The 9,688-nt window shown below is 64.2% G+C and carries 12 protein-coding genes; 7 read left to right on the top strand and 5 right to left on the bottom strand.

The features are described 5' to 3' along the window. The 4 genes from MR825_RS06145 to ftsZ form a co-directional block, all read left to right on the top strand. Positions 1-727 (top strand): cell division protein FtsQ/DivIB (locus MR825_RS06145; protein ID WP_287879537.1); only part of this gene is annotated, 727 nt, incomplete at its 5' end. After that, entirely contained in the window at positions 724-1,464 is a 741-nt protein-coding gene (locus tag MR825_RS06140) for a DUF881 domain-containing protein (protein ID WP_186906287.1), read from the top strand. The genes MR825_RS06145 and MR825_RS06140, both read left to right, overlap by 4 nt. A 1-nt stretch (position 1,465) precedes the next feature. Then, positions 1,466-1,852 (top strand): small basic family protein, encoded by a 387-nt coding sequence (locus tag MR825_RS06135; RefSeq protein ID WP_186906286.1) that lies wholly within the window; start codon positions 1,466-1,468, stop codon positions 1,850-1,852. A gap of 53 nt (positions 1,853-1,905) precedes the next feature. Next, positions 1,906-3,021, top strand: a complete 1,116-nt coding sequence (gene ftsZ, locus MR825_RS06130) for a cell division protein FtsZ (RefSeq protein ID WP_186906285.1) — start codon at positions 1,906-1,908, stop codon at positions 3,019-3,021. Between the two features lie 55 nt (positions 3,022-3,076). Here ftsZ and MR825_RS06125 read toward each other — a convergent pair whose 3' ends face one another. The 5 genes from MR825_RS06125 to MR825_RS06105 all read right to left on the bottom strand — a co-directional run bounded on the left by MR825_RS06125 (position 3,077) and on the right by MR825_RS06105 (position 6,015). Next, entirely contained in the window at positions 3,077-3,778 is a 702-nt protein-coding gene (locus MR825_RS06125) for a zinc ribbon domain-containing protein (RefSeq protein WP_287879533.1), read from the bottom strand. A gap of 16 nt (positions 3,779-3,794) precedes the next feature. Then, entirely contained in the window at positions 3,795-4,202 is a 408-nt protein-coding gene (locus MR825_RS06120) for a zinc-ribbon domain-containing protein (protein ID WP_186906283.1), read from the bottom strand. Between the two features lie 74 nt (positions 4,203-4,276). Then, positions 4,277-5,560, bottom strand: coding sequence for a fibro-slime domain-containing protein (locus MR825_RS06115; RefSeq protein WP_287879530.1), 1,284 nt, complete (start codon positions 5,558-5,560; stop codon positions 4,277-4,279). Positions 5,561-5,573: 13 nt separating this feature from the next. Then, positions 5,574-5,879, bottom strand: a complete 306-nt coding sequence (locus MR825_RS06110; RefSeq protein ID WP_186906281.1) for a zinc-ribbon domain-containing protein — start codon at positions 5,877-5,879, stop codon at positions 5,574-5,576. After that, on the bottom strand, positions 5,866-6,015 hold the full coding sequence (locus tag MR825_RS06105) for a hypothetical protein (RefSeq protein WP_186906280.1): 150 nt from the start codon (positions 6,013-6,015) through the stop codon (positions 5,866-5,868). The genes MR825_RS06110 and MR825_RS06105 overlap by 14 nt, the downstream gene beginning before the upstream one ends. A gap of 209 nt (positions 6,016-6,224) precedes the next feature. Here MR825_RS06105 and MR825_RS06100 point away from each other — a divergent pair, with 209 nt between their 5' ends. From MR825_RS06100 to MR825_RS06090, 3 genes are read left to right on the top strand one after another with little or no spacing between them, the layout of a single operon-like run. Continuing rightward, positions 6,225-7,610 (top strand): extracellular solute-binding protein, encoded by a 1,386-nt coding sequence (locus MR825_RS06100; RefSeq protein WP_256175537.1) that lies wholly within the window; start codon positions 6,225-6,227, stop codon positions 7,608-7,610. A gap of 28 nt (positions 7,611-7,638) precedes the next feature. Further along, positions 7,639-9,285: a helix-turn-helix transcriptional regulator gene (locus MR825_RS06095; RefSeq protein ID WP_287879526.1), complete on the top strand. Its 1,647-nt coding sequence runs from the start codon at positions 7,639-7,641 to the stop codon at positions 9,283-9,285. After that, positions 9,257-9,619 carry a helix-turn-helix transcriptional regulator gene (locus MR825_RS06090; RefSeq protein WP_256175534.1) on the top strand — a complete coding sequence of 121 codons (363 nt, stop codon included), beginning with the start codon at positions 9,257-9,259 and terminating at the stop codon, positions 9,617-9,619. The genes MR825_RS06095 and MR825_RS06090 overlap by 29 nt, the downstream gene beginning before the upstream one ends. Positions 9,620-9,688 lie beyond the last annotated feature (69 nt).

The following is a 9,688-nucleotide window of genomic DNA, read 5'->3' as shown; positions in this document are numbered from 1 at the left end:
CTCCGGCAACAGCCGGTATGCCGAGGCGGAGGTGATCCAGTCCTCCGGGGTGGAACAGGGGGATAACCTGTTCGCCCTGAACAAATACCAGATTTCCCGGCAGATCTATACGCAGCTGCCCTATGTGGACGAGGTGTCCATCCATCGCAAGCTGCCCGATACCCTGCTCATCCAGGTGACCGAGAGCTACCCGGTGGCGGCGCTCTGCGCCGGCGGCGAGTATTGGCTGCTGGACGCGCGGTGCAAGCTGCTGGAGCGGGGCGACGCTTCCCTGGCCCAGGGGAAGGCGGAGGTGCTGGGCCTGACGCCACTGGCGCCCGCGGTGGGCACGCCCCTGGCGGTGGATCAGTCCCAACAGGACAAGCTGGCCAGCCTCAAGAGCCTGCTCTCCGCCATCCAGGCCCGGGGCATGACGGGCAGCGTCACCGCGTTCATCGACCTGCGTTCCGACAACGAGATCCGCTTCGGTTACGGAGCGGATCTGACGGTGGTCATGCCCATGAACGACGATTTTACCGACCGTACCTACGCCCTGAAGCGGGCGCTGGAGACCATGGACGAGCGGGGCGTGGCCCGCACCGGTACGCTGGATCTGACCTATGGGGAGGGGGAGGCCCGCCTGCTGCCCGAGCGGTGGCTCCCCGCTTCCGAAACGGCTGCGGAAACGCCGGAGCCATCCTCCACGCCGGAGACAGGCCTGGATACGCAAGGAGATACGCCAACATGAAGAAGCTGAAAAACAAGGGCGAGCTGGCTGTGGTGGTAGTATGCGCGGTGGTGGGCTTCCTGCTGGCCGCCCAGCTGCGCTCGGTAAAACTCAATTCCGCCGCCGACGCCACCAACGCCAGCCGTCTGGAGACCCTGCAAAACCTCTATAACGAGGCCCTGGACAAGCAGGACGGTCTGGAACAACAGCTGGCCCAGGCCCAGCATGAACTGGGCGTTTACCGGGAGGAGGCCGCCGCCGGCGGCGGCAGCGCGGCGCTGGTCCACGAGCTGGAGCAGCTGTCCATCACCGCGGGGCTCACCGACCTGGAGGGGCCGGGGGTGGCGGTGGTCCTGGAGGATTCCTCCTCCGCCAACGTCACCGGGGACGAGGCCGACTACCTCATCCATGACAGCGACCTGCTGTCGGTCATCAACGAGCTGCGCTCCGCCGGGGCGGAGGCCATTTCCCTCAACGGGGAGCGTATCCTGGCCACCAGCGAGATCCGCTGTACCGGCGCGGTGGTGACGGTCAACGGCAGGCGCTACGCCGCGCCCTATGTCATCATGGCCATCGGGGATGCAAACACCCTTTACAATGCACTGACCATGCGCAACGGCGTTGTGGACATCCTGAGCCAGTGGGGGATCACCGTGAAGGTGACCGCCGGCGAGCTGCTGCTGATCCCCAAGTATAACGGAACCGTCGAATATCAATACGCCCGGACCGCGCAGGAGCCGGAGGAGAGGGGGGAATGACATGCCCGAGCTGATCGGACTGCTGGTGGGGCTGGTGGCCGGGGTGCTGTTTCCCTGGGCCATCCCCAGCCAATATTCCCTGTACGTGGCCGCCGGACTGCTGGCGGCGCTGGATTCCGCCCTGGGCGGCTTCCGCGCCCGCATTAAAGGCGAATTCAAGCTGGACGTGTTTTTGTCCGGCACGGTGGGCAACACGGCCATCGCCGCCTTCCTGACCTGGCTGGGCCAGAAATTGGGAATTCCCCTGTACCTGGCGGCAGTGGTGGTGTTCGGCACCCGTATGTTCCAAAACTTTGCGGAAATACGCCGGGAACTATTGACCTCCAGGCAAAAGAGAGATAAAATAGGACAAGATATAGTTTTGGAGCCGGAGGACGGCACAAAATAGGTCGTTTTTTGCAGAGAGAGACAACGAATTCGTTTTACATAGGAGGAGCAGTTATGGCGTTTGGACTGGACACCGGTCCCGACAATGTGGTCACGATCAAGGTGATCGGTGTCGGCGGCGGCGGCAACAACGTAGTCAACCGGATGGTGAAATCCGGCACCAAGGGCGTGGACTTCATCGCTGTGAACACGGACAAGCAGGCGCTTGCCGTTTCCAGCGCGACCTTTAAGATCCAGATCGGAGAAAAGCTCACCGGCGGCCAGGGTGCGGGCAGCGATCCGGAGGTGGGCCGCAAGTCCGCCGAGGAAAGCCGCTCCGCCGTCTCCAAGGCCCTGGAGGACGCGGATATGGTGTTTATCACCGCCGGTATGGGCGGCGGCACCGGCACCGGCGCGGCTCCCATCGTGGCGGACATCGCCAAGGAGATGGGCATCCTTACCGTGGGCGTGGTGACCAAGCCCTTCAACTTTGAGGGCCGCCGCCGCATGCTCCAGGCCGAGAAGGGCATTGAAGATCTGCGTACCCGGGTGGACAGTTTGGTCATCATCCCCAACGAGCGGCTGAAGTTCGCCACCGACCAGAAGATCACCTTTGCCAACGCCTTTGAGATTGCCGACGACGTGCTCCGCCAAGCGGTGCAGTCGATCTCCGACCTGATCAAGAACACCGGCTTTATCAATCTGGACTTTGCCGACGTGACCGCCGTGATGCAGAACGCGGGTATGGCCCACATGGGCGTGGGCCGGGCCGCCGGAAAGAACAAGGCGGAGGAGGCCGCCAAGATGGCCATCTCCAGCCCCCTGCTGGAGACCTCCATCAACGGCGCCAAGGGCGTGCTGGTCAATGTCACCGGCTCCATGGATATCGGCCTGGAGGAGGTGGAGACCGCCGCCAACCTGGTGCAGCAGGCCGCCCACCCCGACGCGCTCATCATCTTCGGCGCCGCCTTTGACGAGACGCTGGAGGACGAGATCCGGGTCACCGTCATCGCGACCGGCTTTGAAGAGGCAGCCGGTTCCATGCCGGACGCCCCTTTTACCGCCGCCCGGGACAAAAAGACGGAGGGCGCCGGAGAAAAGCGGGCCGAGGGCGCGCCTGTCAAGCCCCCTGAGCCGCTGGACGAGGATCCCTTCGACGATATCTTCAAGATTTTCAATCGCAACAAATAGAGAGACAAGCTCAGCGGCCCGTCCAAAAGGACGGGCCGCTGTTCGGTATTCGGGATCAGCCAGCCTGAGTCCCGCAGGAGGGACAAAAGCGTACCCTGGCGGGGAGCATTTCCCCACAGCTGGCACAGCAGCGTGGGACGGCGGTGTTCAGGCGTTCTCCGCAGTTGGGGCAAAATTTGGCGTCGGCGTCCGCGGATTCTCCGCACGCGGGGCAGCGGGAGGACTCCGCAGGGCCCGGCTCCGGCAGTTTGGCGCCGCACCCGGCGCAGAACTTGGTGCCCACATCATTTTGCAGTCCGCAGGCGGGGCAGCGCGCGCGTTCGGCTGCCGTCTGCTCAGGCAGGAGCGCCCCGCAGGAAGGACAGAAGGTCTTGTCCGCTCCGGCGGGTTCTCCGCAGGCGGGGCAGAGCTTCCAGTTTTTGGCCGCCTCATTGGCGGCGCTCTGGACCGCCCCCTGCAGGTTGGCGAACAGACTGCCCAGGGAACTGCCCGGCGGGGCTGCGGGGGCGGACTTCTCCCGCCCGGCGGCAGGCGGGTCCTGGACCTGCTGCGCCCGGGCTGCAGCCAGGTCCAGCTCCTGGACCGTCTGGTTGATGTTCTGGGCGGCTTGATTCGCCGCCGGAGCCACCGTCTGCCGGGCCACCTGGTTGGCAGCGGGGGCGACGGCTTGCTCCACGGCGTTTCCAAGGGCCTGGCCGATGCCGCGGCCGATCCCGCGGCTGATGCCGCGCTGGATCTCGCGTCCCAAAAAACTCATGACGTGACGCTCCTTTCTAACGCAGCTTTGCTCCGCAGGAGCCGCAGAAGCGGGTGCCAGGGGCGTTGACGGCGCCGCAGCTCGTACAGGCCGGGCCGGCGGCGGAGCGTGGGGGAGCCGCCACAGCGGAAGAGGCCGCTCGGGCCGCGTCGTTCTCCGCGCGGATGCGGTCGATCTCCGCCTGTGCCTTTTCGGCGGCGGCATAGTGGGCGGCGGCGGCCTGACAGAATTCCAGCGCCTCAGGGGATACTTGCTCCCCGGCGGCGAATTTGGCATAGTAAAACTCGCCTACCTTTTGCAGCTGTGCCGCGGCGGCGGCCGTTTCGCTGCCGATTTTGCTGTTGAGCTTACCGGTCTCGATAGCGTCGGTGGTCTTGTCCCCAATGTTTTTGGCAAGATCGCCCAGTTTGTCGAAGAATGCCATATTAGGTTCCCCTCCTGTTCAGAATTGAAGTGCCTGCCGCCGGGCGTCCGCCTCTGGCGGTCCCAGCCAATGCGTTACCCCAGCTGCTCCACCATGCGCACCGCGATGAGCAGCGCCTGCTCCCGTGTGGCCTGGGCGTAGCCCACCGCCGCCTCGGCGCTGGTGACGGCCCGCGGCATGAATTTGCCGGAGCTTCCCTGGAGGATGCCGTGGGCCGCCATAAAATAGACCGAGTCATAGGCCCAGCTCGAGATCTGCGCGTCGTCGGAGAAGCGCTCCGGCATGGAATAGGCCGGCGCTTCGCTGCCGGAGAAGACGCGGTATACCCGGGTCAGCATGGCGGCCGCCTGTTCCCGGTTGAGCAGCACGCGGGGGGAGAAGGTGGTGCCGTCCCCGGTACCGGTGGTGATGCCCAGCTGGTAGGCTTTCAGCACTTCCGGATCGCTGCAGTCGCTGAAGGGGCTGACGGCGGGGAGGCTGGCGGCCTCGCCGGAGAGGGCCTCGTAGGTCTTTACCGCCACGGCGGCAAATTCCGCCCGGGTGATGGGAGCGGTCAGATCCGCGCCCCGCAGCACGTCGGGGATGAGGCCCAGCGCGCCGGCCTGCGCCAGCTCCGCCAGCGCCCACTGGGAGGCGTCCAGGTTCAGAAATTCGAAGTTGGTCCGCAGGTAGAGGTTGGAGCCGGTCTGGTGGCGCTCCATGTAAAACATATCGAAGTCCACCACATCGCCGGGCCGGATGCCCAGCGTTCCCGCCAGTTCGTCCAGCGCGATCTCGGTGCTCTCGGCGCTGTGGACGCCGCCCAGGTCGATCACCAGCTGGTCGTTAAAGAACACCCACACATCATCGTCGCCATGGAACGTAAAGCGCGCGCCGGAGACATATTTGAAGCGGGTGTGGATCTCTACGGAGAAGTGATAGTTGTGTTCGTTGCCCTGGTTGCCGAAGAGCGCGCCGTCAATGGGGAAAAACCCGTCGGATGGAGCGCCGTCGGCGGTCAGGGAGGAGTCGATGACCCAATAGCCTTCCCCGTCCGGCTTCATGGTAAGGGTTTTGGGGGTGGACTGGTTTACGCCGGGGGTATCGTTGAAAAACGCGTTGAGGGCGCTTTGGGTGACGCTTTCGCCGTAGAGCGACTGCCACAGAGACAGCTCGTACACAGGCTTTTTGTCCGCGCCCAGGGTCGTCTGGACCAGACCGGAGCTGGAGTCGATCGTCCCTTCAAAAAGTACGCCGTCCTCGTTGAAGTCACGTACCGTGACGTTCAGGGCGACCGGCTCGGACGCCAGCGCCGTACAGGGCAGCAGGGAAAGGAAGAGCGCAAGTGCCGGCAGCAGAGAGATCATTCGCTTTTTCATGAGGGTGCTCCTTTCACAGATCCGCTTGAGTGGGGTCAGCCGTGCGGTTTGGGCCGCTGTGGTGCTGCGGTTCAAATTGAGGTGCGCCGCATACAGTACAAAATTGACTGCCTGGGAGGACGGGACGGCCGCAGTGGCGGCAGATACGCGGGGCGCAGCGCACACACAGGCCCCGGTTCTCGTTGAAGTGGGCGTCGCACACCCAGGCGCCGCAGCGGGAGCAGCGGTTGAAGCGCAGACGGGCTTCCGCCGGAGACAGGTCCGGACAGCTCCAGCCGCAGATAGAGCAGGCGCGCGGGGGGGCGCTAGTAGCCGTCATCCTCCGCCTCCTTCCGCCGGGCCGCCTCCAGCCCGGCCACAAAATCCCGCAGCCGGCGCAGCTCCTCCGGGTCCAGCTGCCGGATCGCCCGGGTGAGCTCCTCCAGCCGTTCGCGCCGCACACGGTCCGGTTCCATTCGTTTCACCTCCTGAAGTTCGGTAAAAAAACGGTAAAACATTTGACTTAGTTAGATGTAGATAGTACAATAGGACCGACACGAAGAGCGGAGTGTCCGGGATCCCTGTATTTGATTGTACAGGATGGGAGACGGTTTGTAATCATCCCTGGGGTGATTTTGCCGCCCGGCGGGACGATTTTCCGGGTGATTTTTAGGGGAGGTCGGGTATGAAGCGAATTTGGGCGATCTTCTGTGCGGCGCTGCTGGCCGCAGGACTCTCCGGCTGCACAGCGGAGACGGGGCTGAACCCCAGGCATCCTGTGACGTTGACCCTGTGGCACAATTTTGGCGGTCAGATGCAGGCCACGATGGACACCCTGGTAGACGAATTCAACGGTACCATGGGGAAGGAGAAGGGCATCATTCTCAGCGTCACCTCCATCTCCGGCTCATCGGCGGTGCAGGAGAAGCTGACCATGATCGCCGACGGAGACCCGGGTGCGCCCGAGATGCCCGATATCGCCACCTGCTATCCCGCCACCGCCGCCCTGCTTCAGGAGCGGGAGCTGCTGGCGCCGCTGGACGGGCAATTCACCCAGGCGGAGCTGGACGCCTACCTGCCCCGTTTTGTAGAGGAGGGACGACTGTCCGACGGACAGCTCTATGTCTTCCCCTTCGCCAAATCCACCGAGGTGCTCTTTGTCAATCAGACCCTGTTCGACCGCTTTTCCGAGGCTACGGGGATCGGTCTGGACAGCCTTTCCACTTTCGAGGGCATTGCGGCGGCCTCGACGGCCTATTACGACTGGACCGACGGCTTGACCCCGGACACGCCGGAGGACGGCAAGAGCTTTTATACCGCGGACTCCCTGTTCAACCTGGCGCAGGTCGGGATGGAACAGATGGGGGGATCCCTATTCGCGGGGGAGGCCCTGGCGCTGGACAGCGACTGCTACCGCCGGATATGGGAAGCGGTCTTTGAGCCTGCGGTGAGGGGCGGCTATGCCATCTATGACGGCTATTCCTCCGACCTGTCTAAGACCGGGGAGATCGTCTGCTCCACCGGCTCCACCGCGGGCATTCTCTTTTACGGGGAAGAGATCACCTATCCCGACAATACCACCGAGCAGGTGGAGTATACCGTGCTGCCGTTCCCCACGTTTCAGGGCGGGGAGAAGATCGCCATACAGCGGGGCAACGGCCTGGTGGTAGCCCGCTCCACCCCAGAGAAGGAACAGGCGGCGGCCGTTTTCCTGAAGTGGTTCACCGCGCCGGAGCAGAACATGCGCTTCGTAGCCTCCACCGGCTATCTTCCGGTGACCCGCTCCGCCTTTGAAGAGCGCATGGAACAGGAGATCGCCGCCAACGAGAACGTGAACATCCAGAAGCTGCTGCGTGCCGCCATGACGGTATACGAGGCGTACCGGTTTTACGTGCCTCCGGTATTCGACGCCTTCAACGCCGTCAGCAGCGCTTATGCGGAGAAGCTCCAGACCGCGGCGTCCGAGGCGCGGCAGGAGTACCTGTCCCTGCTGGAAGGCGGAGCGGCAGAGGAGGAGGCTTACCGGCAGGCCGCGGCGGGGCGGCTGGAAGCCTTCCGCTCGGCCTGGTGAGGCAGACGTGAGAGAGGGGGAGCGCGGTATGCCCGGCAGCGGACTGCTGGAAACGGGAAGACTCTACCTCCGGGCGTTCCGCAACGCGGGACGGGACGGCATTTCCATGCGCATGCGCCTGTTCGGGCTGTTGATGCTCTTCTGCGCCGCCATCGTCACAGGGGTACTGATCCTGCTGATGGGAACCGGGGCGTTCCACGCGGGGGAGCAGCAGGTCCGGCAGACGCTGGAGCAGGAGCTGTCCTACCGTGCCCAGGCGGCCTACCAGGAATTTGGGGATATCTCCGTGCGGGGGGTGGACCTGGCGGAGACCCTGAGCCAGACCCTGGAACGGCGGCTGGCGGCCCAGAAGGTGCCACCCGCGGCGCTGGCGGAGGAGCCGGAGCTGCTGAACGCCCTGTTGGAGGAGACGCTGCCCCACCTGACCGGCGCCCTGGAAAAGACCCGGGCCAGCGGCGTCTTTCTGGTACTGGACGCCACGGTGAATCCCGACCTGCCGGATGCGCAGCAGTCGCGGGCGGGGCTCTATCTCAAAAATATGGAGCCCAATATCGTCAGCAACACCGCGGCCAATCTGCGCTATATGATCGGTCCCATGTCCATCGCGCGGGAAAACGGCATGTACATCCTGCCTCAATGGCGGATGGAGTGCGACGTGAGCGGAGCGGACTGGTATCAAACGACCCTTGAGATGGCGCGGAGCCGGCCGGAACGGCCGGTCTCCCGGCTGTATCGCTGGAACCGCAGCGTCATCTTACCCGGCAGCAGCGAGTCCGTCATGCTCTGCACGCTCCCGCTGACGGCTTCCGACGGTACGGTGATGGGGGTGTGCGGATTTGAAGTGAGCCAAATGCTCTTCAAGCTGTCTTACGCCCCGGACAACAGCCGGTTTGAATACCTTTTCTGCATGCTTTCCCCGGTGGAGGAGGGACGCCTGTCCGCGGAAGGGGCGCTGTATGCCGGCAGCTATGCGGTCTACCCCGGGGATATGACGGAGCAGCCCCTGGAGATAAAGCTGGACACGGGCGGGATTCATACCTACCACCAGCCGGGTGCCGGGACCTACGCAGGGCTGCACCGGGCGGTGGAGCTCTATCCCAAGGACTCGGCCTATGCCGGAGAGCAGTGGATGCTCACGCTGATGATGCCGGGGGAAGCCCTGGCCGCCCGGCTTACGGACCAAAACCGGGTGCTGGTACTGGGACTGCTGGCGCTGCTGGTGTGCAGCTGCGTGGGAGCGGCCGTGCTCAGCCGCCGGTACCTGCGCCCAATGGCGGAGGCCTTCCGGCAGATCAAGGAGGGGGGCGGCCGCACCGCCCAGCGCACCAGGATTCCGGAGATCGACGACCTGCTGGAATTTCTCTTCCGGCAGGACGAGACCGCCGTGCCCGCCTATGCCCCTCCGCCGGAACAGTCGGCCCTCTACCGCACCTTTGTGGAGAATATCCAGACCCTTTCCGCCGCCGAGCGGGCGGTCTTTGATCTGTATCTGCAAGGACACACGGCGCGGGAGATCGCGGCGATTCTGTGCTTGTCCATCAATACCATCAAGACCCATAACCGCCGCATCTACATGAAGCTCAACGTGACCAGCCGAAAAGAGCTTCTGGTATACATCCAGATGATGGAGGAGGCGAAGCAGGCCCATGCTGGAAGGAAAGATGCTACCGGATAACGAGTACTGGACGCTGGCGCACCGCATCCGGTGGCTGCTGGACACCTGCGGCCTCAAGCAGGCGGAGTTTGCCCGCAGTTTGGGGATCAGCGCCAATTATGTTTACCTGCTGACCAGCGGACGAAAGGAGACCGTCTCGGAGCCGCTGGCGCTTTTGATCGAGCATGTGTATGGATGCCCGGCGGAATGGGTGCGAACCGGGCGCCGTCCCGATCCGCCGGCCGCCGACGCGGCGCTCCAGGCCGATACCATCCGGCGGATCGGGCGGCTGAGCGAACGGGAGCTCCAGGCGGTGGCGGATTTCCTCTGTACCATTGAGGCGGAGCGCCTGTAGCCAAAACCGGCCGTGCCGCCTGGTTTAACGCGGCGCGGCCGGGTTTGGGGTGTTATGAGCGCGGTTGCG

The organism is Lawsonibacter sp., assembly GCF_022777125.1.
Lineage (GTDB): Bacteria > Bacillota > Clostridia > Oscillospirales > Oscillospiraceae > Lawsonibacter_A > Lawsonibacter_A hominis.
This window is presented reverse-complemented; position numbering and strand designations above follow the sequence as displayed.